21 protein-coding genes are annotated in these 25,454 nt (G+C 70.8%); 9 read left to right on the plus strand and 12 right to left on the minus strand.

Annotated features, from left to right (window positions below; translation table 11 throughout):
* Nucleotides 1-289: 289 nt before the first annotated feature.
* Together D187_RS13795 and D187_RS13800 are read left to right on the plus strand one after the other, a co-directional pair.
* Nucleotides 290-646, plus strand: coding sequence for a hypothetical protein (locus D187_RS13795; RefSeq protein ID WP_002621469.1), 357 nt, complete (start codon nt 290-292; stop codon nt 644-646).
* A gap of 286 nt (nt 647-932) precedes the next feature.
* A complete protein-coding gene (locus D187_RS13800; protein ID WP_002621471.1) occupies nt 933-1,331 on the plus strand; it encodes a DoxX family protein in 399 nt (132 codons plus the stop codon).
* An 84-nt stretch (nt 1,332-1,415) separates the two neighbouring features.
* On the opposite strand, the gene D187_RS13805 is transcribed toward D187_RS13800, so the two are convergent.
* The 8 genes from D187_RS13805 to xth all read right to left on the minus strand — a co-directional run bounded on the left by D187_RS13805 (nt 1,416) and on the right by xth (nt 11,011).
* Complete coding sequence (locus tag D187_RS13805) at nt 1,416-1,901, minus strand: hypothetical protein (protein WP_002621472.1); 486 nt, start codon at nt 1,899-1,901, stop codon at nt 1,416-1,418.
* Nucleotides 1,892-2,833 carry a glycerophosphodiester phosphodiesterase gene (locus D187_RS13810; RefSeq protein ID WP_002621473.1) on the minus strand — a complete coding sequence of 314 codons (942 nt, stop codon included), beginning with the start codon at nt 2,831-2,833 and terminating at the stop codon, nt 1,892-1,894. The genes D187_RS13805 and D187_RS13810 overlap by 10 nt, the downstream gene beginning before the upstream one ends.
* A gap of 29 nt (nt 2,834-2,862) precedes the next feature.
* Nucleotides 2,863-4,506, minus strand: a complete 1,644-nt coding sequence (locus tag D187_RS13815; protein WP_002621474.1) for a GMC oxidoreductase — start codon at nt 4,504-4,506, stop codon at nt 2,863-2,865.
* 102 nt (nt 4,507-4,608) lie between these two features.
* Nucleotides 4,609-5,538 carry an acyl-CoA dehydrogenase family protein gene (locus D187_RS13820; protein WP_002621475.1) on the minus strand — a complete coding sequence of 310 codons (930 nt, stop codon included), beginning with the start codon at nt 5,536-5,538 and terminating at the stop codon, nt 4,609-4,611.
* A 23-nt stretch (nt 5,539-5,561) separates the two neighbouring features.
* Nucleotides 5,562-8,123 (minus strand): polynucleotide kinase-phosphatase, encoded by a 2,562-nt coding sequence (locus tag D187_RS13825; protein WP_002621476.1) that lies wholly within the window; start codon nt 8,121-8,123, stop codon nt 5,562-5,564.
* Nucleotides 8,120-9,514, minus strand: coding sequence for a 3' terminal RNA ribose 2'-O-methyltransferase Hen1 (locus tag D187_RS13830; protein ID WP_043429649.1), 1,395 nt, complete (start codon nt 9,512-9,514; stop codon nt 8,120-8,122). Before D187_RS13830 ends, D187_RS13825 begins: the two co-directional genes overlap by 4 nt.
* An 82-nt stretch (nt 9,515-9,596) precedes the next feature.
* Nucleotides 9,597-10,139 carry a hypothetical protein gene (locus D187_RS13835; RefSeq protein WP_002621478.1) on the minus strand — a complete coding sequence of 181 codons (543 nt, stop codon included), beginning with the start codon at nt 10,137-10,139 and terminating at the stop codon, nt 9,597-9,599.
* Nucleotides 10,140-10,237: 98 nt separating this feature from the next.
* Entirely contained in the window at nt 10,238-11,011 is a 774-nt protein-coding gene (gene xth / locus D187_RS13840; RefSeq protein ID WP_043429651.1) for an exodeoxyribonuclease III, read from the minus strand.
* Nucleotides 11,012-11,181: 170 nt separating this feature from the next.
* Between xth and D187_RS13845 the strand changes: the two genes are divergently transcribed.
* From D187_RS13845 to D187_RS13865, 5 genes are all read left to right on the plus strand, one after another.
* The gene (locus D187_RS13845; protein WP_020918023.1) at nt 11,182-12,195 is read left to right on the plus strand and encodes a tetratricopeptide repeat protein; all 1,014 of its coding nucleotides are present in this window, start codon (nt 11,182-11,184) and stop codon (nt 12,193-12,195) included.
* A 72-nt stretch (nt 12,196-12,267) separates the two neighbouring features.
* Nucleotides 12,268-14,835: a penicillin-binding protein 1A gene (locus D187_RS13850; RefSeq protein WP_002621481.1), complete on the plus strand. Its 2,568-nt coding sequence runs from the start codon at nt 12,268-12,270 to the stop codon at nt 14,833-14,835.
* A complete protein-coding gene (locus D187_RS13855) occupies nt 14,832-16,178 on the plus strand; it encodes an FG-GAP repeat domain-containing protein (protein ID WP_002621482.1) in 1,347 nt (448 codons plus the stop codon). Before D187_RS13850 ends, D187_RS13855 begins: the two co-directional genes overlap by 4 nt.
* Nucleotides 16,175-17,563 carry an ABC transporter substrate-binding protein gene (locus D187_RS13860; RefSeq protein WP_002621483.1) on the plus strand — a complete coding sequence of 463 codons (1,389 nt, stop codon included), beginning with the start codon at nt 16,175-16,177 and terminating at the stop codon, nt 17,561-17,563. The genes D187_RS13855 and D187_RS13860 overlap by 4 nt, the downstream gene beginning before the upstream one ends.
* Nucleotides 17,560-19,209 (plus strand): ATP-binding protein, encoded by a 1,650-nt coding sequence (locus D187_RS13865; protein WP_002621484.1) that lies wholly within the window; start codon nt 17,560-17,562, stop codon nt 19,207-19,209. The genes D187_RS13860 and D187_RS13865 overlap by 4 nt, the downstream gene beginning before the upstream one ends.
* Before the next feature lie 30 nt (nt 19,210-19,239).
* Here D187_RS13865 and D187_RS58725 read toward each other — a convergent pair whose 3' ends face one another.
* From D187_RS58725 to D187_RS13875, 3 genes are all read right to left on the minus strand, one after another.
* The gene (locus D187_RS58725) at nt 19,240-19,641 is read right to left on the minus strand and encodes a spore germination protein GerW family protein (protein WP_002621485.1); all 402 of its coding nucleotides are present in this window, start codon (nt 19,639-19,641) and stop codon (nt 19,240-19,242) included.
* A 196-nt stretch (nt 19,642-19,837) separates the two neighbouring features.
* Nucleotides 19,838-20,833, minus strand: coding sequence for an HNH endonuclease (locus D187_RS57760; protein WP_162159639.1), 996 nt, complete (start codon nt 20,831-20,833; stop codon nt 19,838-19,840).
* Between the two features lie 119 nt (nt 20,834-20,952).
* The gene (locus D187_RS13875; protein ID WP_002621487.1) at nt 20,953-22,227 is read right to left on the minus strand and encodes a DEAD/DEAH box helicase; all 1,275 of its coding nucleotides are present in this window, start codon (nt 22,225-22,227) and stop codon (nt 20,953-20,955) included.
* Nucleotides 22,228-22,421: 194 nt separating this feature from the next.
* On the opposite strand from D187_RS13875, the gene D187_RS49870 reads away from it, so the two are divergent.
* Together D187_RS49870 and D187_RS55100 are read left to right on the plus strand one after the other, a co-directional pair.
* Nucleotides 22,422-23,045 (plus strand): TetR/AcrR family transcriptional regulator, encoded by a 624-nt coding sequence (locus D187_RS49870; protein ID WP_063724973.1) that lies wholly within the window; start codon nt 22,422-22,424, stop codon nt 23,043-23,045.
* A gap of 5 nt (nt 23,046-23,050) precedes the next feature.
* Nucleotides 23,051-23,224, plus strand: coding sequence for a hypothetical protein (locus D187_RS55100; RefSeq protein ID WP_002621489.1), 174 nt, complete (start codon nt 23,051-23,053; stop codon nt 23,222-23,224).
* A gap of 45 nt (nt 23,225-23,269) precedes the next feature.
* Here the strand turns inward: D187_RS55100 and D187_RS13885 are convergent, their stop codons facing one another.
* Nucleotides 23,270-25,333 carry an MXAN_5187 family protein gene (locus tag D187_RS13885; protein ID WP_043429653.1) on the minus strand — a complete coding sequence of 688 codons (2,064 nt, stop codon included), beginning with the start codon at nt 25,331-25,333 and terminating at the stop codon, nt 23,270-23,272.
* Nucleotides 25,334-25,454 lie beyond the last annotated feature (121 nt).

Below are 25,454 nucleotides of genomic sequence, written 5' to 3' on the forward strand. Positions count from 1 at the left end.
CCGGTATCCCCTGAGAACCACCCGCCACCAGTGTCCAGCCAGGCCTTCCTCCGCTCGCGGTCGTACTCGGCAATCCAGCACTGCACGGCCGAGACCTACCCGGGTCCGATTTGAGAAAACCCGGGCCGAGTCTACTTCCGTCCGGCAGTGCATCGGGCCGTGGTGGCCCGAACGAAGGCGGGGGAGCATGAAGCGATTCCAATGGTGCGTCATGGCAAGTGTCCTCACGGCCGGTCTCCTGGGAGTTGCGCACGAGGCATCTGGCGAGGCTCCCGCGGTGGAGCCTTCGATGATTTCCCAATGCAAGCCGAGCATGCTGAAGGGCCACTACGTCTATGCAACCGATGGGTACATCGTGAGTGGGTCCGAGCAGATCCCCTTCGCACAGGCCGGTCATGATCTCTTCCAGGGGGATGGGACCTTTACCGGTTGGGCGACCGTCAGTACCAAGGGTGAGATCACGCGCATCGCCTACTCTGGCACCTACACCCTCAATGCCGACTGTGGAGGCACCGCGACGCTCACCGACAACAACGGAGACACCGCGCACTTCGACCTCTTCGTCACGAAGAACGGGGCGACCATGACCTACATCCAGACCGACGCGGGCTACGTCTCCTCCGCCTTCGAGATACGACGGGACTAGAAGTCATCAGATGGAGACGATGCGGCGCGGCATCCACCGCCGTGCCGATCGTCGCCACCTCGTCCCTCGTGGGATCGGGTGGAAGCACCCTGTAGCACGCGGCCCGCAACCACCGAGGGGGCAGGCAAACCAGGAGTGTGGAGTGGCCCCCGCCCGCAACCTCTCGTAAAAACAAGAAAGGAAACTGGGGCAAAAAGGTGGAGAGCCCCTCCTTGTACAAGAAGGCGAAGGCCCTCGGGCTCAAGCGCGGCGGCGACAAGGATCCGTCCACCTCGGGAGGTGAAGGATGAACGGTTCACGTGGACTCACGCTGGGCTGGACGCTGGTGCGGGTGGTGTTCGGACTCTCGTTGGCGTTCGCCCATGGGCTGCCCAAGGTGATGGGCGACATGCATCGCTTCGCCCAGGGCGTGGAGGCGCTGGGCTTCCCCTACCCGCTCTATTTCGCCTGGGCCGCGGCGCTGTCCGAGCTGGTGGGCGGGCTCCTGGTGGCGCTGGGGCTCTTCACCCGGCTCGGGGCCTTCTTCGTGGCCTGCACCATGGGGGTGGCCCTCTACCAGCACCGCATGGATGCCTTCGGGCGCATGGAGCTGGCTGTGCTCTACCTCGCGGTGTTCCTCGCGGCCGTGTTCATCGGCGGAGGGCCCCTGAGCGTCGATGCGAAGATGCGCCGCCGCCCCTTCTGAGCATGTCCGAGCTCATCCCGCGCACCCACGGGCGCAGCCGCCTGTTCATGCGATGGGAAGGTGTCAGCGGCGAGACGGCCACCGCTACATCCCCGGGGCCACGTTGGGACCGAGGCCCACCGCCAGCACGGGCAGCACCCGCCACTGGTTCCACTCCGGCCGCACCCAGGTGGCCTCGGTGGACAGGCTCGCGCCCACGCCCAGGCGAAAGAGGCCGAAGCGCCACGCCACCCCCGCGTGCGCCCCGTAGGGCATGAGCAACCGCGTGTGCACGCTGCCCACCCAGAACAGGCCCCGCCCATCCTGGGAGCGCAACAACGGCCCCTCGTAGGAGATCGACTGCGAGGCGATGGACGCCCCCGCGTACAGGCCGCTCACCGGCAGGGCGAGCACCACCTTCACCTGCTCGAGGAAGCGCCCGCCCGTGATGGGCGCATAGGCCGAGAACAGGGGCATGTCGTAGTTGAGAAAGGTGCCCTCGTCCTCGCTGAGCAGGTCCACGCGATCCAGTCGCACGGGCGCGGCGGCCAGGGTCAGGCCCGCGGCCACCAGGGAGAGGGTCAACGGCACGGTGCACGCTCCACGTAGTCGGTGATGAGGTAGTCCAGGGGCCAGCGGCAGAACAGGGAGAGCTGGGCCTCGGTGTTGGCCGTCCACACGGCCGTCTTGAGCCCGGCGCCGCGCACGGACTCCAGCGCGGCGCGATCCGCCACCTGGTAGGCCACGGCGATGCCATCCGCCCCCGCGTCACGCGTGAGCTGGATGAGCTCCTTCACGCCCACCTGGCGCTGCAACTCGTTGAGGATGGCCGTCACGGTGGCGTTCGAGTCCTTGCGCAGCTCCGGCCAGATGAGCAGCGCCTCCATGTCCTGGCGCGCCTGGAACGCCTTGAGCAGCGCGCCCCGGGTGGAGGTGATGAAGAAGCGGTTGGGCAGGGCCGCCGCGTTCCACCGCTCGAGGATCTCCTCGGCGAAGACCTCGGGGGACTGCGTGTACGCGGGGTCCTCCTTGATGTCGAACTGGAGCACCGTGTCCGGGTGGCCCTTCACCCGCGAGAGCAGCTCGTCGAAGGTGACATACGTGTCCGCCACCCGCTGCGCCTCGGGCTTGGTGGGATCGCCCAGCCCTCCACAGCGGAAGTCCCGCTGCAGCTCCTCGAGCGTGAAGTCCTGGATGGGCCAGCGCGAGTCCTCGGGCAGCCGACGCGGCTCGGCCTCACCCGGCCCCTGCGCATAGGTGCACAGCACCGGATCGATCCACGCGTCATGCGAGAGGATGGGGATGCGATCGCGCGTGAGGACCAGGTCCACCTCGATGGAGGGATAGCCCTCGCGCAGGGCGGCGGTGATGGCCGAGCGGGAGTTCTCCGGGAAGTTGCCCGAGCCGGAGCGGTGCGCCACGAGGCGCGGAGTCCCGGGGGCATCACCGAGTCCACAGCCCGCGCCCAGCAGCAGCACGCAGGCGAGCACGCCCGCGCTTCGTTTCGACGGAAGGGAGATCATGCGGCCCCGCTTCGTAGCACGCGGGGCGCTCAGGCCCCCACGGCCGCGAGGTGCGTGGCGGGACGCGTCATCTCCTCGCCGGACTCCACCCGCCGCCGGGCGGGGATGAAGGTCATGGCGCGCTCGGCGAGCGCGGTGATGGTGAGCGAGGGGTTGACGCCCGGATTGGCGGAGATGGCCGCGCCGTCGATGACGTAGAGCCCGTCGTAGCCGAAGAGGCGATGCTGGGAGTCGATGGCTCCCGTCTCGGGAGAGCTGCCCATGCAGCAGCCGCCGAGGATGTGCGCGGTGGTGGGGATGCCCATCAGCGTCTCGGAGGCCATGTTCATGGGCAGCCCGTCCAGCTTCTCCACCACCCGGTGGGCGAGCTCCGTGGCCTCGGGGATGTAGGCGGAGGGGGCCGGTCCCTCGGCGAGGCTGGTGAGCACCCCCTTCGTCCCTCCGGTGAACAGCCCCCGGCCCCGGCGCATGCGCAGATGCCCATCCAGCGTGCGCATATAGAGGAGGATCATCGAGCGCCGGGCGAAGTCGCGGGTGAACCAGGCGCGCATCAGCTTGATCGGATGGCGGAAGGCGAGGCCCAGCACACCCGCCAGCCGCGAGAGCGCGGTGGTGCCCCCCACGTGAGGCGCCATGAGGGTGCGGAAGAAGTCCGAGCCCGCCGCGTAGCGCACCGGCTCCAGGTGCGAGTGCTCGTCGGTGTGGAGGATGGAGCCGATGGCGATGCCCCGGGACAGGTCCTCGCCCTGGAAGCGCTTGCCGGCCACCACGCCGATGAGTGACTCGGAGTTGGTGCGCACGTAGTCGCCCACGCGCTCCGAGAGCCGGGGCAGGCCGTCCGGGTGCGCCTTGAGCTTGAGCAACAGCTCCACCGTGCCGAGCACGCCGCCCGAGAAGATGACCTGGCGCGCCGTGAAGCGCCGCTCGCGACGGGACGCGCGCGAGGTGCCCTCGACGGCCTTCACCTCGTACCCTCCGCCGGGCAGGGGGCGCACCCAGGTGGCCTCCGTGTCCGCGTGGATCGTGAGGCCGCGCTTCTCCGCGAGGTAGAGGTAGTTCTTGTCGAGCGAGTTCTTCGCGTTGAAGCGGCAGCCCGTCATGCACCCGCCACAGGAGTTGCAGCCGGTGCGGCTGGGGCCCTCGCCCCCGTGGTAGGGATCCGGCACCGTCACCCCGGGCTGTCCGAAGTAGATGGCGACCGTGGCGGGCTGGAAGTCCTCGCGGCCCATCTCCTTGCCCACCTGCTGGACGATCTCGTCGGGCAGGGTGCGCAGCGGATTCACCCTGGCCCCGAGCATCCGGCGCGCGGTGTCGTAGTGCGGCGCCAGCTCCGTCTTCCAGTCCGCGAGTCCTCCCCAGGAGCGCGACTGGAAGAAGTCGTCCTTCGGCACGGGCAGCGTGTTGGCGTACACCAACGAGCCGCCCCCCACCCCCACGCCGGAGAGCACCGTGACGTGGCGGAAGAAGGTCATCTTGAAGAGGCCGCGCCAGCCGAGCGCCGGCATCCACAGCCACTTCTTCAGCTTCCAGTTCGTCTCGGGGAAGTCCTTGCCCTCCAGGCGGCGGCCCTTCTCCAGCATCACCACCCGGTAGCCCTTCTCCGTCAGGCGCAGGGCGCTCACGCTCCCGCCAAAGCCCGAGCCGATGATGAGCCAGTCGCAGTCGAACTCCATCAGATCCTCCCCATACCGGGATGACTTACAGCCTATCGGTCCCCCGGCGAACGCGCTCCGCTGCCCGCCTGGAGGGCCTCCGTGCGACCCTGTCGCGGTGTGTCACCCGCGTCCGGAGAGGCTCCGCCGGGCGGACTCGAGGCGCAAGGCCCGCACCTTCCCGGCGATCTGGAGCAGCGGACGGTCCCGCTCCCAGCGCTCGCGCGTCGGCGCATCCACCTGGGCCCAGAGCGGATCCAACGACGCCACGCGCTCGCGGAACAGGCCAATCGCCCCCCCGAGCGCCAGGTGGACCTCGGGCGACGCCGGATCCATCTGGGCGAGCCCCCGCATCGTCACCGCCAGGGCGAGCAGTCCCTCGCGCACCTCGTCCGGCCAGCCCGAGCGCCGCCCCACCTGGAGGAGCCAGCCGAGCACCGCCGCGAACACATGGCAGTCCTCCACCGTCCGGAAGGGCTTGAGGAAGCGCACGTAGCCATCCCCGGGAAGCACCTCGCCGAGCTCCACCGCCACGCCCTCCAGGCGCAGCTCCGCGTGGGGCACCTCCGGGACGAAGGGCGGGGGTGGAAGATCCGTGAGCGTCACCCCGGCGCGGCGCGCGTCCAGGCGCACCAAGCGCAGCCGGTTGCGACCGCCCTCGTCCTGGCCCTCACTGGCCACCACCAGCAGCTCGTCCGCCGCGTGGCCCAGGGTGACGAAGGTCTTGGTGCCGTCCAGACGCCAGGGTCCCGACTCCGGGCCCGAGAGGCGCGTATTCATGGCGGCGGGATGACCGCCCCCGGACTCGGTGGCGCACAACGCGTAGCGGTGTTCGCGCGGCAGGCCCGGGAGCAGGGAGCGGATGGCCGAGTGGTAGCCCGAGGCGAACGCATAGCCCAGGCGGTCGGCGCAGAACCCCGCGGCCAGCGCCACGTCCACCGGGAGGGAGAAGCGCAAGGCCAGCCGCAGGTGCTGCTTCCACCAGTCCTCGACGGAGCCGAGCGGGGCCGGGTGGGGAGATTCGGAGAGGAGGAACCGCGGGAGCGTGTCCATGGCGGCGCTACTCTAGAGGAACTCTAGAGGCGTGGATCCACGGGTTCGCTCTCGAGCGCCAGGACGCCGAAGACACACTCGTGCACGCGGCGCAGGGGCTCCTGGCGCACGAAGCGCTCCAGCCCCTCCACACCGAGGGCGAACTCGCGCAACGCCATCGAGCGCTTCGTGGAGAGCCCCCGCTGCCGCAGGCGCTCGAGGTTGTCGGCGGCCGTGTACTCGGGTCCATAGATGATACGCAGGTACTCGGGGCCCCGCGACTTGATGGCGGGCTGGAGCAGCCCCTTGCGTCCCCGCGCGGTGAAGGCAAGTGGCTTGACGACCATGCCCTCTCCGCCGCGTCCGGTGAGGGCGTCCCACCAGCGCACGCCCTCCTCCACCGCCCGAGCGTCCGCGAGATCGATCACCTGATACGGCGTGGCGAGCAGGAAGCGCTCGTCGGCGCGGCACACCCGGGCGAGTGTCTCCATGTGCCACACGTGATCCTTGTCCACATGGACCGCGCCCTCGGTGGCGAGCAGGTGGAAGGGCGCGAGCCGGACGTCCTCGAGCGAACGCACGGGCCAGCAGTAGCGCCGGTAGGCGTCCACGTAGAGCCCCACGTCGCGCTGCTTCTCCTGGAAGCGCGCCGAGAGGCCGCCCACGTCCAGCCCCCGGGCCGCCGCCTGGCCGAGCACGCCCACGACATCCGACAGCGCCGCCCGCGACGCCGCGCCCACCGCGGCGTACTGGTTGCGCAGCAGCTCCTGGGCCTTGAGCGACCAGGGCATGAGCTCGCAGTCGAGGCAGGCCCACTCCGTGTGGAACGTCTCCCAGAAGCCCGTCGCGTCCAGCGCCGCCCGGACCCGCGCGAGGAACGCCGCCTCCAGCCCCTCGTCCGAGAAGAAGCGCCGCCCGGTGCGCGTGTAGCAGACCCCGGTTTCTCCCGTGCCCACCCCGAAGCGCCTGCGCGCCGCCTCCGCGTCCCGGCAGACGATCACCACCGAGCGCGAGCCCATGTGCTTCTCCTCGCAGATCACCCGGGCGACGCCTTCCTTGCGGTAGTAGCCGAAGGCCTCGGAGGGATGTTCGAGCAGTCCCTCCACCGAGCTGGTCTCCGAGGGAGACATCGTGGGCGGCAGGTAGATGAGCCACCGGGGATCGATGGCGAAGCGGCTCATCGCCTCGAGCGCGGCCGCGGTGTTCTCCTCCCGGAGGGTGACGTTGTGCATCAGGCGCGTGGTGACGAGGCGCTTGCCCGACACGTCCGCGAGGTCGAGCACGTCATCGTGCTGTTGCTGCGCGCTGAGTCCCGGCGCCGCGGCCGGAGGAACGAGGGGCCGGGTGGGCTCGCAGTACACGCGGGCGGCGGGCACCGAGACGATCTCCCGCTCCGGGTAGCGCAGCGCGGTGAGCTTGCCGCCGTAGACACAGCCGGTGTCCACGCAGAGGGTGTTGTTGAGCCACTCGGCCTCGAGCACGGCGGTGTGGCCGTACACCACCATCGCCTTGCCCCGGTACTCGGCCGCCCAATCGTGGCGGACGGGGATTCCATACTCGTCCGTCTCGCCGGTCGTCTCGCCATAGAGGGCGAAGTCCCGCACCTTGCCCGAGCCGCGCCCCTGCATGGACTCCTTCATGCCCGCGTGCGCCACCACGAGCCGCCCACCGTCGAGGACGTAGTGGGAGACGAGGTCATCGATGAAGGAAGCCACGGACGCGCGGAACTCCGGCGGCTCGCGCTCGAGCTGCTCGAGCGACTGCGCGAGACCGTGGGAGACCTTCACGTCCTTGCCCCGCAGCTTGCGCATGAGCTTGATCTCGTGGTTGCCGGGAACGCACAGGGCGCTGCCCGCCTCCACCATGCCCATGACGAGCCGGAGCACTCCCGGGATGTCCGGGCCCCGGTCCACCAGGTCGCCCAGGAAGACGGCCTTGCGGCCCGTGGGGGCTCGCACGTCGAAGCCGGGCGTCCCGTCGCTCTTGGGGGAGACCTCGTAACCGAGCCGCGTGAGCAACCGGGTGAGCTCGTCCAGGCAGCCGTGGATGTCGCCGATGATGTCGAACGGGCCCGTGTCGTGCTTGCGGTTGTTCCACAGCGGCTGGCGTTCCAGTTGGAAGGCCTCGATCCGCTCGGGCTCGAGTACATGCACATGCCGGAAACCCTCGCGCTCGAGACCGCGAATCGAACGGTGCAGTTGCTGGAGCTGGGTGCGGACGACATGCGAGCCCATGTTCCGGTCCGGCCGCAGCCGGTTGCGCTCGTGGCAGATCTTCTCCGGCACGTCGAGCACCACCGCCACCGGGAGCACGTGGTACTCCCGGGCGAGTTCCACCAGGAACTTGCGCGACTCGGGCTGCACGTTGGTGGCGTCGATGACCGTCAGCCGCCCGCGCGCCAACCGTTTGGCGGCTACGAAGCGCAGGGCCTCGAAGGCGTCCGCGGTGGAGTCCTGGTTCAGCTCGTCGTCACTGACGAGGCCCCGGTAGGCATCCGAGGAGAGGACTTCCGTGGGCAGGAAGTGCTTGCGCGCGAAGCTCGACTTGCCAGACCCGGAAGGCCCGATGAGCACGACGAGCGCCAGTTCGGGAATCGTGGTCTTCATCGGGAGAACACCGCCATCTGGGTTGGAGCGCCGACCTCTTCGTCCACGGGACCCACCGGGCCGAAACGCACCGAATAGCCAAAGCGCGAGGCGAGTCCCTGGGCCCACGCCTCGAACTGGGCCCGGGTCCACTCGAAGCGGTGATCCGCGTGCCGGAAGCGGCCCGCGGGGAGGTTCTCGAAGCGCACGTTGAACTCCGCGTTGGGCGTGGTCAGCACCACCCGCTCCGGCCGCGCGAACTCGAACAGCACGCGCTCGAAGGCCGCGAGCCGGGGAGGATCCAGGTGCTCCACCACCTCGATGACCGTGGCCGCCTCGTACCCCGCCAGGCGCTGGTCCCGGTACATGAGCGAGCCGTGGATGAGCTTCACCCGCTCGCGCTGAAGCTCCGGCATCCGCTCCAGGTCGAGCCGCTCGCTCGCGATGTCGAGCGAGCGCCAGGAGACGTCCATGCCCAGGATGTCCGTGAAGCGCCGCTCCTGGAGGAGTGCCTTGAGCAGCTTGCCCTCGCCACACCCCAGGTCGACGACCCGGGTCACCCCGCCCGCCTGGAGCTCGGCCACCACCGCGCGCAGGCGTTGTTCGTTGAGGCTCAACCGCGCCTCGAGCGCCGCCTCCGCCTCGTCGCGCGCCCGCTCCTCGGGGGCGGAGAGTTCCTCGCCCAGCAGTTGCTCCAGGGCTTCGCGCGCGAGGCTCTTCTGGTGCCGCAGGTAACGGCGGGTGATGAGTTCCCGCTCGGGATGCGCCGCGAGCCACCCCTCGCCGTGCCGCAAGAGCTTCTCCACCTCGTCCTCGGTCACCCAGTAGTGCTTGTCGTCATCGAGCACCGGAATGAGCACGTAGAGGTGCGTGAGCAGCTCGCTGACCCGTTTGTGGCCCTCGATCGTCACCGTGAAGTACCGGCTCTGACCCCACTCGGGCACTGTCTCGTCGAGCGCATGCGGCGTCGCGGTGACCCGATAGCCGAGCGGCTCCAGGAGCCGGCGGAGGAAGGACTCCCCGCCACGGCACGGCAGCACGGACACGTGCGCCACGAGGGGCAACTCCCGCTCCACCAACTCCGGCCGCCCCTGACTGCGACCCGCGAGGGCCGAGCCGAAGAGCCGCGAGAGGGCCACGCTCATGAACGACGAGGCCACGTAGGGCCGATCGTTGACGTACTGCTCCAGCGCGCCCCCCTCTCCCGAGGCTCCCCGGCGGCCCCGCACGAGCGCCACCGGATCGACCTCGAGCAACAGCGCGGCCGTGCATCGCTCGGGGCTCGCCTCCGGGTAGAAGACATGCGCCTGGCCGAACGAGAGCTCGAAGGATTGGGGCCGGGAAGGGTTCTTGTGCAGCAGGTAGCCCAGGTCCGTCGCGGGGACGTGGGTCGTCGAGAGGGTCAGGAGCAGGGCTCCCTCCAGGCAGAAGCGGATCCCGCGCCGGACGAGGCAAGCCCGTCCATCCTGACGGAGCGCCGCACTACGTGGAGCGCTACCGGGACTTGCCTCGGGAGCGGCTGGCCGAGGAGGAGCGGGAAGTCCTCGCCCTGCCCAACGCCGAGGTCTTCGAAGAGGTCCGCTGAGTCCCCGAGCGCTTGGACGTGGCCTTCTTCCGGGCCACCTTCGCGGCCGGGGTGTTGGCCACGAACTGCTTGCCCCGGCGCGATGCCGAGCGCTTCTTCTTCTCCGTGGCGCGCTTCTCGCTCTCGCTCAGCGAGTCCCAGGCCTTCTTCGGCAGGTAGCGCGAGGTGGTGCGGCCCTGGCGTGCTCGGGTGCCCCCTTTGCTCGTCCGCCAGTCCTCCTTCGTCCAGGAGTCGAGGGACTTCTGCGCCTCGCCCTTGCCGCCCGCGTAGCCGCCACCGGCCTTCTTGTACTCCTGGGCGAGGAGCTGGGACTTGCGGGCGCTCCACTGACCGGGCCGGCCACCCTTGTCACCGGCCTGGATCTTCTTCTTGAGCCGCTCGCGCAGCGCGGGGCGCGTGTACTTGCCCGAAGACGAGCGGGTGCTGCTGCGAGCACTCTTCCTGGCGGCCATGCGGGTTCCTTTCCATCTCGGGAGGCAACCCCTCAGGTGGGCCCCCTCCCGCTCGATGGCAACCCCGCGGGCGCACGAAGGCGTGGCGCCCTGAACACTCAGCCGGCCTTGAACTCGGCCCACACCGGCGCGTGATCCGAGGGCTGCTTGCCCTTGCGCGCCTCGCGATCCACTCCCGCCGCCGTCAGCCGCTTCACCAGCGGCCCGGTCGCGAGCACGTGGTCGATGCGCACGCCCTGGTTCTTCTGGAAGGCCAGCATCCGGTAGTCCCACCAGCTGAACTTCTTCTCGGCCGGGTACAGCGAGCGGAACGTGTCCGTCAGGCCGAAAGCGCACAGCTCCCGCCACGCCGCCTTCTCCTTCTCGGTGAAGAGCGTCTGCCCCTGCCACGCCACCGGATCCCACACGTCGAGGTCCTCGGGCGCCACGTTCCAGTCCCCGCAGAGCGCGAGCGGCTCGCCCGGCTTGTGCCGCGTGTCCAGGTAGCGCCGCAGCCGCGCGTAGAACTCCAGCTTGTAGACGTACGCGGGCGAGTCCACCTGCTGCCCGTTGGGCGCGTACACGCTCACCACCCGCACCCCGTCCACCGTGGCGGCGATCACCCGCGCGTGCGAGTCCTCCACTCCGTCGGACAGGCCACTCACCACGTCCTGGGGAGGCGTGCGCGCCAGGATGGCCACCCCGTTGTACGTCTTCTGCCCGTGCACCGCCGCGTGGTAGCCCGCCTCCAACACGGCCTCCCGCGGAAACTCGGCGTCGGTGCACTTCAACTCCTGAAGGCACACCACGTCGGGCTGAGTGTTCTTCAACCACTCCACCAGCCGGTCCAGCCGGGCGCGGACCGAGTTCACGTTCCAGGCAGCGATCTTCATCCCAGCCAACGTGGCATGTGATCTCCTACCTCGCCACCCTTTTTCCCCTGTAGGCCCACGTATGTTCCACGGTGTGGCCCGCGGACCACACGGCGGCGCCTTCCCCAGCGGGCGAGCGTCCTCGCCTTCCCGCATGACGCGCCGCCCCATAGAGGGAAGACCGCCTTGGCATGGGCGTCGCACTACCCCCTCACATGCGCTCCACCACCCTGTTCGCCTGCCTCGTCACCCTCTGCCTCGCCGGCTGTGAGGCCCGCTCGCTGCGAGGCCCCCAGGGGTTGTCTCCCGTTCCCCGCGCCGCTTCCCGGGCCGCGTCCGCCGAGGCCGCGCCGTGCCCCTCCTTCAAGGCCGAGCCCGAGGACACGTCCGCCCAGGCGAGCGCCGTGACGGCCGAGGCGCTCGCTCCCGCCGAGCCCGCGGACGCGCTCTCGCTGCCCCACGAGGAGCACCTCGCCCCGGTGGATCACCTCGGCCGGGCGCGCGTGCTGCGACAGGAGGGAGACCTCGCGGGTGCCCTCACCGAGGCGCGCCGCGCCGTGCACGACGCGGGCGAGGACCTGGACGCGCGCGAGACGGCGCTCGATCACCTCATCCCCCTGGCCCGCCTCACCGGCCAGAAGCAGCTCGCGGCCGACGCCTACGAGGAACTCGCCCACCTCTTCCCGGACGGCCCCGGACCCCTGGTGCAGAAGGCCCGCATCCTCCTGGAGCTGGGGCAGACGCAGAGTGCCCGGCAGGCCGCCGAGGCCGCGCTCCTGCTCGACCCCGAGTACCCCGAGGTGTACCAGGTGCTCGGCCGGGCCCACCTGGCCGACGGACAGCTCGCGCTCGCCATCATCCGCTTCCAGCAGGCGGTGCACCTCGACCCGTACCATGGGTATGCCCTCAACAACCTCGGCTTCGCCCGGCTGCTCGCCGGTCAGAACGAGGCGGCCGTGGAGGCGCTCGCCCAGGCCGCCTACCTGCTGCCCTACGAGGGCTTCGTCCACAACAACCTGGGGCTCGCCTATGAGCGGCTGGGGCGCTACGAGGAGGCCGCCATGGCCTTCGACACCGCGCTGCGCCTGTCTCCGAAGAACCGCAGGGCGCGCCTCAACCACGCGCGGCTCGAGCGCCAGACCCACGCATCCGCCCAGGTCCAGGCCGTCTCGCGCGAGCGGTCGCGGGAAGTCGACCCGGGCTGACCCTCCGGGAAGGGCATTCCGGTTCCCCGCCCGCCGGTTTAACGTCGTCCCCCCTCGCCGTCCCCGTACCCCATGACTCCCTCTCCTTCCTCCTCGACTCCCCCGGCGCCCGCGCCCCGTTCCGGTCCGGGAGGCCGGCTGTGGCGTTGGACCAAGCGGCTGCTGGTGCTCGCGGCCGTGGCGGGAGTGCTGCTCGTGCTCGTCTGCGCGGGCGTCTACGCCTACTTCAACCAGGGGCTGCCCTCGGCCGAGGCGCTGCGCACCTATGCCCTGCCCCAGGTGACGAAGGTGCGGTGCGCGGACGGCTCGGTGTGCGCCGAGTACTTCCTGCCCCAGGGCCGGCGCACCGTGGTGAACATCGAGGATCTCCCGCCCCACGTGCGCAACGCCTTCCTCGCCGCCGAGGACGCGGACTTCTACAAGCACGCGGGCCTGGACTTCTTCGGCATGACGCGCGCGGCGGTGAAGAACCTCATCCCCGGCAGCCGCAAGTCGGGCGCCTCCACGCTCACGCAGCAGGTGGTGAAGAACATGCTGCTCACGCCCGAGCGCAGCCTCTCGCGCAAGATTCGCGAGTGGATCCTCACCCCGCGCGTGGAGCAGGCGCTCACCAAGGATCAGATCCTCAGCCTCTACATCAACCAAGTGTATTACGGGCAGGGCCGCAGCGGCATCGAGGAGGCGGCGCTCTACTACTTCGGCAAGCACGCGGAGAAGCTGAGCCTGGGCGAGGCGGCGGTGCTGGCGGGCACGGTGCAGTCGCCCAACCGCATCAACCCCGAGCGCAACATCGTCAAGGCCAAGCAGCGACAGACGTACGTGCTCAAGCAGATGGCCACCCACGGCTTCGCCCCCCAGGCGGAGGTGGACAAGGCGCTGGAGAAGCCCATCGTGCTCGCGCCCCGGCCCCCCACGGAGCAGGGCCTGTACTACGCCGAGGAGATCCGCCGCACGCTCGTGGCGCGCTACGGCGAGGAGGCCGTGCTCAGCGGCGGACTGCGCGTGGACATCGCCATGGATCCCAAGCTCCAGGCCGTGGCCGATGATTCGGTGCGCAAGGGCCTGGAGGCGGTGGACCGGCGCCAGGGCTACCGCGGCCCGGTGGGCACCATCGATCTCGCGCGCTTCGAGCGGCTCAAGCCCCTGCTGGCCAAACAGGTGGAGGAGGCGGGTCGCCGGCAGAAGGAAGGCGCTTCCGTCGCGGATCTCACCTCGCTCGCGCAGACCGAGGAGCCGCCGCCCGCGGTGGCCGGCGCCCCGGTGGCCCCCACGCCCACGGAGGAGGAGGAGGACGCCACGCTGTCGCCCGACGAGAAGCTCGCGCAGGGCGTGGCGCTCGCGCCGCTCGTCGAGGGCCTGCGCGTGGCGGGCGTCGTCACCCAGGTGGATGACACCGCGAAGAAGGCCCGTGTGGATCTGGTGGGGCGCATGGCGGAGATTCCCTTCGCCTCCGTCACCTGGGCCCGCCTGAAGGGCAAGAGCGCGCCCACGAAGATGTCGCAGGTGATGAAGCCCGGGGACATCGTGCACGTGCGCGTGCTGCGCGTCACCCCGGCGCCCGCGCTGCTCGACGCCACGTTGGATCAGGTGCCGCTCGTGCAGGGCGGCCTCGTCGTCATCCGCCCCACGGACCGGCACGTGGTGGCGCTCGTGGGCGGCTATGACTTCACGCGCTCGCCCTACAACCGCGCCACCCAGGCCCGGCGCCAGCCCGGCTCGTCCTTCAAGCCCTTCATCTACGGGGCCGCGCTCGGCAGCGGGCGCTTCACCCCCATCACCACGGTGAACGACGCCCCCGAGGCCATCCGCGACCCCTACACCGGCAAGACGTGGAAGCCGCAGAACTACGACCGGACCTTCGAGGGCCCCATGACGCTGCGCACCGCGCTCACCAAGTCCAAGAACACCGTGTCCGTGCGCATCATCGAGGCCATTACCCCCGCGGCCGCCATCGACTTCGCCAACCGCGCGGGCATCCGCTCGCCCCTGCCGGAGAACCTCACCCTGGCGCTGGGCACCGGTGAGGTGAGCATGCTGGAAGCGGCCAACGCCTACGCCACGCTCCAGGCCAACGGCCGCTATGCCGAGCCCCTCATGCTGCTCAAGGTGATGAACGCCCAGGGCAAGGTGCTCGAGGAGCACCAGCCGGCCTTCGAGGAGAAGCTGCCCCCGGCGGTCGCCTTCCTCACCACGTCGCTCATGCGCAGCGTGGTGGAGGAGGGCACGGCGCGCGCGGTGACGGAGCTCAACCGCCCCGCCGCGGGCAAGACGGGCACCGCCAACGAGAGCCGCGACACGTGGTTCTCCGGCTACACCGCCGACTGGGTGGCCAGCGCCTGGGTGGGCTTCGATGACCACTCGCCCCTGGGCAGCTCGGAGACGGGCGGCCGCGCCCCCCTGCCCATCTGGCTGGAGTTCATGCGCGCCGCGCACCAGGGGCTGCCCTCGCGCGAGTTCGACGTGCCCCCGGGCGTGGTGCAGGTGCGCATCGATCCGGCCACCGGCCTGCTCGCGGGCAACTCCGTGCCCGGCCGGCTCGAGTCCTTCCTCGAGGGCACCCAGCCCACCGCCGAGGCGCCTCCGCCCGGCCACGCCTCCGAGACCGACTTCTTCCTCCAGGAAGGCAGCCGGGGGCTGTGAGCCGCGCCCTCGCCGCCGCGCTGCTGCTCGCCGCCGCCCTCGCCGCCGCCGCCGAACCGGCGCCCGCGCGCGCCGCGCTCGAACGGCTCGCCCTGACGGTGGCGAAGGACGTGGGCGAGGCCCGACCCGAGGCCCCCGTGGCCCTGTTCCTCTCGGGCGCCTCCCCCGAGCTGCGGCGCGCCTGGGGGACGCTGCTCGCCGCGCGCCTGGCCGAGCGGGGACTGGCGCCCTTCATCCTGGACGCGCCCTCGGCCGAGGCCGCGGAGCCACTCGCCCAGGACCGGGGAGCCCGTACCCTGGTGCGGCTCTCGCTGGCCCTGGAGGCCGGGAAGCTCCACGCGCGCGGTGACGTGGTGGGCACCTGGGTGAACTTCTGGTCCGGCCGCACGCCCTCGCGTCCGCCCGCTCCCGCCGCCGCCCTCGTTCACGCCGTGGAGGCGGATGCCGCGGTCCTCGCGCTCGCCGCCGTGGCGCCCCCTCCCGCTCCCCCTCCGGCCACCGGAACGCCGCGTCCGCTCCGCTTCGTGGGGGCCTCCTTCGCGCACCTGTCCACGCCACCCGCGGCGCTCGCGGCGGGGGATCTCGATGGGGACGGACGGGACGAGGTGGTGGTGCTCACCGAGCGCGCCGTCCAGGTGTTCGCCGCGGACGGGCGCCTCGTCGCCGAGCGCTCCCTGGAGGTGCTGCCCCCCTCCACCACGGCCACCCGGGAGCCCTTCGGCGCGGTGGCCGTCCTCTCCGGGCCTCCGCGCATCGCCGCGTTCTCCACCCGCTTCGCCCACGGCACGGTGCTGGCGCTGGAACAGGGCACCTTGCGCTTCGTGTCCCGGCTCGAGACCGTTCCCCTGGGACCAGAGGCGCGGGGCACCTTCGTGCCGGGACAGACCGCGTTCGCCCCCGAGGTGCGACTCGGCCCCGGAGAACAGCGGCTCGAGCACGTCCCGGCCCGCTTCACCTCCTTCAGCGCCGTCGGCACCCAGATCCTCCTCGTCCACCCGGACGGCTCGGGCTCCTTCTACACCCAGCCCTCGGCGGCCCCGGTGCCGCTCTCGGGGCTCGGCGCGGGTAGCCTGCTCGGAGACGTGGATGGAGACGGGACGCCGGAGCTGCTCACCACCTCGCCCGAGTTCCAACCCACGCCCGACGTCCTGCGCGTCTTCCCGACGAAGGGGGGCATCTCCTTGTCGCGCGAGCCGCTCTGGCAGGGCCCCCTGCCCGCGGGCCGCGCGCTGCTGGGGGTGACGGCGAACCTGGACGGAGACGCGTTGCGCGAGGTGCTCGTGGGGCTCACCCGGCCCGATGGCTCGGGCGAACTCTTCCTCCTGCGCCAGGGTGCGCCATGACGCTCCGCTCCGCCCTCCTCGCCAGCCTCCTGCTCCTCGGCGCCACCCCGGCCCGGGCGGCGGGACGGACTCCCTATGGCGGAGAGCTGCGCCTCGCCCACACGGGGCCCGCCACGCCCGCGGTGCCCGCCCTCGCCGATACGCCGCTGGAGGCCACCCTGCTCGGGCTCGTCTCCCGCTCCGTCTGCCAGCTCACCCCCGAGGGACAGGCCGCGCCCGCGCTCGCCCTGTCGATGTCCCGCCCCTTTCCCCAGGTGGTGCGGCTGGTGTTGCCCTCGCCCGCCCAGGCCCAGGCACTCGTCCAGGCCTGGGCCCGGCTCTCCAGCCCCGAGGAGACCTCGCCCTACCGCGCACTCCTCTTCCCCCTGCGCGACGAGGGCCGGCGGATCTCCGCCACCGGCGACACCCTGGAGCTGACGCTCGCCTTCCCCTGGCCCGATCAGGAGCGGGCCCTGTGCCACCCCACCCTCGCGCCGCCGCGCTCGTCCGCCGCCGCGCTCGGTCCGTTCTCCTATTCCACCGCCACCGCCCAGACCCTGGACGCGCGGCTCTCCTGGCCTCCCGGGCGGCCGTACCTGGACACGCTGCGCGCGCGCGCCACCGATGAGCGGGGACTCGCGCGCCTGCTGTCGACACACGGCACCCAGGTGGCGCTCGGCGTGCCCCCGGATCCGGGCAGCGGCACCGGCGCGGCGCTGTACGCCACCTATCTCGCCTGGTCGCCCCGGCGGGTGCCGGCGGAGTTCCGGCAGGCGGTGGAGAACGCGCTGGACCGCGAGGATCTCACGCGCCTCTTCGTGCGCGGGCCCGCCGAGCCCATGCCGCACCTGCTGCCCGCGGCGCTGATGCCGAAGGCCGCGGGGCCCCGTCCGCCCCGCCCGCCCGCGCCTTCCGGAGGGCGGCAGGTGACGCTGCTCCACGACGCGGACAACGAGGATCAACGCGCGGTGGCCGAGCGGCTCCAGGTGAAGCTGCACGACCAGGGCTACACGGTGGCCCTGACGGCGCTGCCCCGCGCCGAGCTCCGAGCGCGCTGGGCGAAGGGGGACTACGAGCTGATGCTCCACTCGCTGCTCTTGCCCCCGGTGCCGGGCCCGGCCCTGGCGGTGGTGCTGGACGCGGCGGGCCGCAAGGACCTGCTGGGCGTGGAGTTGCCTCGCATCGGCGCACTGCCGGACGCGGCGGCGCGGGATGCCCGGGTGCGCGAGCGGGCCCTCGTGCTCGCCCCATCCCTGCCGCTGCTGCCGCTCTATGCGCAGGGACTGGCGCTGCGCGCGGAGCCGGAGGTGGGTGGACTCGTCTTCGATGCCCAGGGACTGCCCGTGCTGGAGGGCGTCTGGCTCACCCCGGCCCCGGCGGCGGGGGGCTCGGGAGGGCGGAGATGAGGCTGAGGACGCGGCTGGCGCTCGCCTTCGCGCTGCTGGCCCTGGTGCCGCTGGCGGTGATGGTGCCCTTCACGCTGACGCGGCTGCGCGCCACGCTCTCGAGGAGCCTGGACGCGCGGATGGAGGGGGCCACCACCTCGGGGAAGGAAGCGATTGATCGGACCGCGGCCACGGTGCGCCGGGCGGTGGAGGAGCTGGTGGAGAGCCCCGCCCTGGAGGATCTGGCGCGCGAGTCCCGCGACGCGCCCGCGCGGGCGATCCGGGCGGACACGGCGCGGCCGTTGATGAAGAGCCGGGGCCTGACGGTGTTGTCACTGTTCGACAGGCAGGGGACGACGCTGTCCTCGGGGCACCTGCCGGCGCGCCGGGGGGATGAGGATCCGGTGCTCTTCGCGGTGACGCGGGAGAAGTCGCCCCAGCCGGTGCCGGTGACGGTGACGGTGCGGGGGAACGAGGGACTGCGCGACGTGCCCGCGCTCGTCACCGCGAGGCCGGTGGACTACGGGGACGCGCGGCTGTGGGTGGTGGGGGGCGTGTTGCTGGACGAGGGACTGGCGGCGCACCTGTCACGGCTGACGCAGGCGGAGGTGACGCTGCTGTCGGGAGAGGCGGTGGTGGCGCGGGCGGGCCAGGTGACGCGGCCGACGGTGGCGCGGGTGTTGCCGCTGAGCGAGAGCATCTCGGTGCGGCTGGTGTTCAGCCGGGCGGCGGAGCGCGAGGCGACGTTGGGGGTGCTGCGCTCGTTCCTGCTGCTGGCGGGGTTGGGGCTGGCGTTCGCGGTGCTGCTGGGGCTTTTGGTGGCCCGGCGCATCACGCAGCCGGTGGAGGCGCTGACGGAGGGCGCGCGGCGGGTGGGCCAGGGGGCGCTGGACGAGCGGGTGCAGGTGGCGACGACGGGCGAGGTGGGCGAGCTGGTGAAGACGTTCAACCACATGACGACGGAGCTGCGCTCGACGACGGAGCGGTTGGTGGCGAGCGAGCGCGTGGCGGCGTGGCAGGAGGTGGCGAGGCGGCTGGCGCATGAGATCAAGAACCCGCTGACGCCCATCCGCATGTCGATCGAGACGTTGCTGGCGGTGCAGGACGCGAAGGACGCGCGCTTCCCGACGATCTTCCGGCAGAGCGCGGGGGTCATCCTGGAAGAGGTGGACCGGCTGCGGCGCATCGTGGACGAGTTCAGCCAGTTCGCGCGCATGCCCAAGCCGCAGTTGGAGCCGGTGGACCTGGGGGAGCTGGCGAAGAACGTGCTGTCGCTCTACGCGACGCCGCCCGAGGGGATTCACCTGCACTCGGAGGTGCAGCCGGGGGTGGTGGCGCGGGTGGACAGGGATCAACTGACGCAGGTGCTGGTCAACCTGGTGAAGAACGCCGAGGAGGCGATGGCGCGAGGGGGCGGCGACCTGCACGTGCGGGTGAAGGGGACGGAGCGGGAGGCGCTGGTGGAGGTGCAGGACAGTGGCCCGGGGATTCCGCCCGAGCACCGCGCCCGCATCTTCGAGCCCTACTTCACGACGAAGGAGGGAGGCACGGGGCTGGGGCTGGCCATCGCCGCGCGCATCCTCCAGGAGCACGGGGGCAAGCTGGACGTGGGCGGCGAGCCGGGCCAGGGGGCCTGTTTCACCCTGTCCCTGCCCCGCTCTGTTTGAGTCTCAGGACGAGCCGTTCCACCCGGCGCATCACCACGCGAAGCGCCTGCGGCCGAACGGCTTGTCTTCCTTGAGGAAGCGGCGCACGAGCTGCTTGCCAATCGTCATGAGGAAGAGGCCCACCAACACCTGGGCCCCCAGGACGATGCGGTTGACATCCACCGCCGGCATCCACTGCACCTTTCCATTCCTCACGATGAAGGCGCCAGCAGGCCGGGCATTCAGGCCAACGCCAAGGCCGTAGCCCTTGGCAGTTTTCTCCTCTGCCTGCGCTCCCTCGGTGGCAGGGCCCTCGCCCCCACCACCACCCCCTCCGCCTCTTACCCAGGCTGCGGGGACCAGGGTCACTTCGCCTTGTTGAATGGGTTCTCCGAAAACGCGCCGAACGGAGAAGGAATCACGTGCCCTGTCGATGACCTCGTTGACGTCCATGGTGTTACCCCACTGTTCGAGGAGGTTCCCCGCTGAGGTATGCACCCCACCGGAGGCACGACACCTGGCGCTTGTCTGGAAGCCCTGATGAGAACGAGGGATGGACCGCTGTGCCGGATGCCAGCGCGGAATGAAGGCCGACCAGGGTGCGCTGCTGAGCCTGTCTCCCCCTCAACCGAGCCCGAGCGGTGGACGGCTACAAACCTTCCCTACTCTGTTTGAGGCCCGCGACGAGCATCAGCCGTTCTTGGAATGCATTCCATCGCAGTTCCAGCGCTTCTTTGCTCAGCAGCTTCGCTTCACACGCAAGACGCTTACCGTCGAAGCGCTCGTACTCGGAGCCTTTGAGCTTCGGGTGCAGATGGATCCGGAGGAATTCAGGCTCGATCCCAAGCAGGTTCAGATCAAAGAGCGTATGGATGTCCGTGCGCAGCAGCAATCCGTTCGACGGATGATGGTCCTTCTCTCCGCGGTAGGGGTTGATATGCGCAGCCTCAAGAAGATCGGCCAGCGTGCATCCAGTCACCAGACACGTGTCTGCAAATTGCTTCCGGAGCGTGTGGCGAAAGGCTCCTTGCCCCCGGCGCCCCCAAATCTGGCGAACAACACCCTCTCGCTCATCTCTTCCGTCCGGCGCATACAACTCAGTTGATGCATCCGCAGCAATGGGGAGCACATAGCTCGGCTCCAAAGATTGCGCCGCAGCACCTTGCACCAGAACTCTGGCAGAGCCCTCCAAAAGCTCCAGGACCAACTCCTGCATGGCCATCTGCTCGTTATACCTGGGACAAGCCGCCAGGACCTGCTCCACGGGAACGTGCTCTGTCAGGGGTCGAAACGTTTTTTCGAACCAGGCAGAGTACTTCACGCACTCCTCTTCTACTGACTTGGGTACATCAAACTCGTAGCCGCAATCACAGCGATAGAGCGGACGCTTGATCTTGCGACGCTTGATGCCTGTATTGTCACAGCGTGGACAGCGATTCAGCGTCTTGAATCCCTCTTCGGTGCTGATCCAGGAGGCCCGAGCCGTCCCCAGAACGCGATGCCCATCCCGAAGGATCAGCAAATCCCCTTCGGTAATCTGCTTATGGTTGGCCACAAAGCTGTCATAGCGATAGACCGAGTGCAGCTCATCGGCGTATCCCACGTTTCCTGCATACTGGCGCTCATCACCCAGCGCGAAAACCAACCAGGCACGTCCTGTCTCCATGCCCGCAGTGGAGGGTCTTCGGCGCGGGACAGTGAAGGACGCACGGTATGGGGTGGAACGACCTCATCTCGGAGGACACCTGCCCCCGAGCACCCAGGTCATTTCTTGGGCTGTGCCTTGGCTCCCGGGCCCTTCTGGTGCGTCCGCGCGTGCCGCCCGGGGGCCTGGCCCTCGGGCTTCTTCACACCCTGGTCCTTCTGGGGCGGCCCGGGGTCGCGCTGGGCGGCCTCCCGCCGCGCCATCTCCTCCTGGAAGACCGGATCCTCGCGCGGCACCTCCTGCCGGGGAATGTTCGCGCGCATTACCCGCTCGATCTTCTCCGTCATCTGCCGGTCCTTCGACGTCACGAACGTCGAGGCCACCCCGCTCGCCGAGGCCCGGGCCGTGCGCCCAATCCGGTGCACGTAGTCCTCCGGCGCGTGCGGCAGGTCGTAGTTGATGACGTGCCCCACGTCCTCCACGTCCAGCCCTCGCGCCGCGATGTCCGTGGCCACCAGGCACCGGTACGTCCCGTCCCGGAACGCCTTCATCGCCTGGTTGCGCTGGTTCTGCGTCCGGTCCGCGTGCAGCACCCCACACCGGTACCCCGCCCGCTGCAGCGCCTTGTGCACCTTGTCCGCCCGCTCCTTCGTCCCCGCGAACACCAGCGCCGTCGCCTCGTCCCTCGCCAGCAGCGCGAGCAGCAGCGCCGTCTTCTCCTCGGGCTTCACCACATACAGCCGCTGCTCGGCGCGCTCGGCGGGCGTCCCACTGCGCGTCACCTCCACCCGCACGGGCCGGTGCAGCTCCGCCGAGGCGAAGGCGCTCACGTCCGGGCTCAGCGTCGCGGAGAACAACAGCGTCTGCCTCCGGCGGGGCAGCGCCGCGAGAATCCGCTCGAGCTGCTCCTGGAAGCCCATGTCCAGCATCCGGTCCGCCTCGTCGAGCACCAGCGTGCGCAGCCGCGAGAAGTCCACCAGGCCCGACTTCAACAGGTCCACCAGCCGCCCCGGCGTGGCCAGCACCAGCGTGGGCCGCCGCTCGAGCGCCCCCGCCTGCGCCCCCATGTCCTCGCCCCCGATGACCACCACGTGCGACACCCCACGTGACTCGCCGAAGAAGCGCACCGTCTCGGAGATCTGCTGCACCAGCTCGCGCGTGGGTGCCAGCACCAGCCCCAGCGTCCCCTCCTGACCCGCCAGGCGCTCCACCAGGGGCAGCACGTACGCGGCCGTCTTCCCCGTCCCCGTGGCCGCGCACCCGATGACGTCCCGCCCCTCGAGCGCCGGAGGAATGGCTCTCTCCTGAATGGGGGTGGGCCGCGAGAACCGGGCGCGGCGCACGGCGTCGAGCGCCTCGGGGGACAGTCCAAGCTGGTCGAAGGTGTCGGTCACCCGGCCGGGGTATCACGCCCCCCGAGGTAGGACCACCGGGCCTTTCGTCCCCCCACCCTCCGGCCGCGGCCTCCACCCCACCCTCCCCAAGCGTCCCGGCCAGGACCGCGAGTCCTCGTCCGCTCGGACGCCCAGCGCCATCCAGGCGCCTCCATTGACGCGCCCAGGAGGTGGAGTTAATCAAGACTCAGAAAATGAATCGGGATTCAGCGAAGAAAGCCCCCGTGCCCCGGCTGCGGGCGAGGCTGAAGGAAGCGACGACGGAGGCCATCCGCGCGGCGGCGGAGGAGGTGCTGGGCGAGCAGGGGTTCGGCGCGCGCATGGAGGACATCGCCGAGCGGGCGGGCGTGTCGGTGGGCACCCTCTACAACCACTTCGAGGATCGCACGGCACTGCTGCGCGAGCTGCTGCGCACGCGGCGCGAGGCGCTGGTGGAGAAGCTGGACGCGGTGGTCTCCGAGGTGAAGGGGCGGCCCTTCCGCGAGCAACTCCAGACGCTGCTCGCCGTGGTGTTCGCCCACTTCCGCGAGCACTCGCGATTCTTCGCCCTGGCGATGCAGTCCGAGGCCCTGCGCGGTCCGCTCGTTCCCGCCCAGGGCGGCACGATCGTGGAGCTGACGACGCGGGTGGAGCAGCTCGTGCGGCGCGGGGTGGAGGCGGGTGAGGTGCGGCGCGAGGGCTCGGAGTTCCACGCCTCGCTGCTGGTGGGAATGGTGCGCGCGCTGCTCCTGCGGGCCGCCGAGGCGAAGCGGAGCGACGAGCTCCAGCGGGGAGCGGACGTGCTGCTCCAGGTCTTCTCGAAGGGAATCGAGGTGTAGCCCCCATGTCTTCCGCCGCGTTGCCCGCTCCGAGCGGAGCCGTCACCGTCCAGGCGCCGCCCAACAAGTGGCTCGTCACGCAGCGCGTCCCGGTGCGTATCGCCTGGGTGAATCCCCCGCGGGAGCTGACGCCGCGCGCCGGCCTCTCCGCGGAGGTCACCGTCCACACCTCGCCGTGAACCCCACGGCCGCGCGCGGCGCCGACTCGCGCCGCGCGGCCGGGGTCAGTCCTTGACGGGCGTGGCCTTGAGGGCGGCCTTGCCCTCCTTGACGTACACCTGGAAGCGCACCGTCTTGCACGCGTACTTCTGCACGAGCTGCTCGCGGTTCTTGCGCAGCTTGGCGACGAACTTGTCGTACGTCAGTCCGTCCTGGGGCTCACCGCACTGATCGCGCGTCTGCACGAACTCGCGGAAGACCTCCTGGAAGTGCTGCTCCTCGGTCAAGGCCACCGCACCCGCGCCCGTTCCCGTTCCGAACGGAGACGTGGTGACGCCGGCCTGCTGCTGGGGCGCGTTCATCGGCGAGGCCACGCCGGGGTGGAGGCCCAGCGCGGAGGGCGGCACATTGACTTCGCCCGTCATCGGCCGGGCCGAGCGCGCGAGGAGCTCGCGCGGGATGGCCGCCACGCGCGTCGGCTCGGGAGAGCCGCCGTCCTCATCGAAGCCACCATTCTGGCGCGCCTGGGCGGTGGCCGCGGCGAAGGGGTCCGCCGCCTGTTGCAGCGAGTAGGCCGCCGTCGGGTGGTCCTCGAAGGCGAAGGGGGCGCCGCGCCGGGGAGCGGCCGGGGGCACGCTCGCCGCGGAATCCGTGGAAGCGAAGGGCAGCGAGGCCCCACCCTGGGAGGCGAACGGATCCTTGCCGGGAACCGTGGGCGTGCCGAACGGATCCTTGCCGGGAACCGTGGGCGTGCCGAACGGATCTCCGCCTCGCGGCGTCTCCGGGGTGGTGAAGGGGTAGAGATCCCCGGCGGGAGCGGGAGCCTGGGCGAAGGCGGGCTCGGCGGGAACGGGCGGCGCCGCGAAGGGATGGGTGTCCGATGGGGCGTCGAAGGGCGTCTCGGCGGAAGCGGTCACGGCGGCGGGCCGCACCGGAGCGGGCGAACCGGGGAACGGGAAGTCCTCCGGTCCCGCCGTGGGCGGCTCGGGAGCGGGCGTCAGGAACACCGGACCGGCGAGGGGCGCGGACGAGGCCAGCGCGGGGCCCGCCGCCGGAGCACCCGCCGGCTCCTCCTGCTGCTTGCCGCCCTTCTTCTGCTTCTTCGGCGCGGCGGTCGCGGCCGGATGGCCCGCGCCCATCAACAACGTCCACACGAGCGAGAAGCCCAGCAGGCCCAGGAGCGCGAAGAGGGCGTCGTGCTGGTAGTTGGCCAGCGCGGTCATGAAGGGCCGCACGCTGGAGACGGCCACGGCTTCCAGCCCTCCACCGAGCGACTGGCGCGAGCCCACGGCGAGCGGGGCATCGCCCCCCAGGGTGTCCGAGGGATTGGTGAGCAGGGGCAGGCGCACGCGCGGCACCTGGGCCAGCAGGCTGCGCACGCTGCCGCGCTCGACCACCTGGCCGGACTTGCCCGCGCCCACGTTCTCGAGCGCCTTCGCCACGAGTTCCCTCTCGGCGCCCGCGCTCTCCAGCACCTGGTTGCCCTGGACCAGCGCGAGCGCGGCGACGCCGGAGTTCACGGCCGCGGACTCGAGGAAGGCCTTGTGCACCACCGGAGCGCCCAGCACCACGGTCGCCGCCACCTGGGCGTGGCCGCCGTCGGGGCTCCACAGCACGGGCACGGAGAAGAAGACGTGGGGAGCGCCGAACGCGTCCGCCACCCCGCCCTCGCTGCCCACCTTCTGCTGGGAGCGCGGATCGAACTGCTCATCCGCGCTCGCCTCGCCCGCGCCACGCGCGTACAGCGCGCCCTCGGCGGTGACGAGGCCGAGCACGAGCGAGTCCGTCAGCGGCTTGGGCACGCGCTCGCCCAGGGCGGCGCGCAGCGCGTTGAAGCGCTCGCCCACGGGCGGCTCCACGATGCGGATCCCCTTGCCCCGGGGCAGTGCCTCCACATGGGGCTGCACGGCGGCGACGACGTCGGGATTGCCAGCCAGCGAGAGGGCCAGGGCCTGCACGGAGGAACGGCGCGCCTCCAGGGCGCGGGCCAGTTCCGAAATGGCGGCGGTCGCCGGTGACGCGGCCCCCTTCACGGCATCCGCGCTGAGCGGGCCCGACACCAGGGGCAGATGCGCCACTCCCAGTCCAAGGACCAGGAGCGCGAAAACGAAGAACTTGAAGCGAACCATCACCGACCTTTACGCCCTCGGGTGGAGGCCCGGTTATAGCGCCCCCCCTCCGGAACCAGCAAGGTTCGGTCCCCAACGCTTGGGAGCCCGGACACCAGACGAGGAGTCCGGGCTCCAGCGC

Source organism: Cystobacter fuscus DSM 2262 (assembly GCF_000335475.2).
GTDB lineage: Bacteria > Myxococcota > Myxococcia > Myxococcales > Myxococcaceae > Cystobacter > Cystobacter fuscus.